General features: G+C 43.7%; 3 tRNA genes. All 3 read right to left on the reverse strand.

The features are described 5' to 3' along the window. Positions 1-12: 12 nt before the first annotated feature. Positions 13-97 (reverse strand) — tRNA-Leu (locus UA76_RS11345). A gap of 28 nt (positions 98-125) precedes the next feature. Then, a tRNA-Leu gene (locus tag UA76_RS11350) sits at positions 126-210 on the reverse strand. Between the two features lie 54 nt (positions 211-264). Then, positions 265-341 (reverse strand) — tRNA-Met (locus tag UA76_RS11355). Positions 342-492: the final 151 nt, after the last annotated feature.

Raw genomic sequence — 492 nt, forward strand, 5'->3', positions numbered from 1 at the left:
GTTTTCAAAGTATGGTGCGGAAGGAGAGACTTGAACTCTCACACCTTGCGGCGCCAGAACCTAAATCTGGTGCGTCTACCAATTCCGCCACTTCCGCATACTTTGTTTTTCCAGATATTTTGAGATGGTGCGGAAGGAGAGACTTGAACTCTCACACCTTGCGGCGCCAGAACCTAAATCTGGTGCGTCTACCAATTCCGCCACTTCCGCGTCTCAATATCTATATCATCAACAGTTAATTGGTGAAAACTATTGAATGAATTGTGGTGGCTACTGCGGGATTTGAACCTGCGACCCCATCATTATGAGTGATGTGCTCTAACCAACTGAGCTAAGTAGCCATCTTTTTGGAGCGAGACAATATAATATAATCTCACACCTAGTGCCAACTTTTTTTGAAAGTTATCACTGTAAAATAATGGTCTGGTTATCTAGAACCGAACCAGGGAGAATTGATGGGGCATCAATAGATGCTGTACAACTCAACCTTTT

The organism is Vibrio mexicanus (assembly GCF_001012815.1).
GTDB lineage: Bacteria > Pseudomonadota > Gammaproteobacteria > Enterobacterales > Vibrionaceae > Vibrio > Vibrio mexicanus.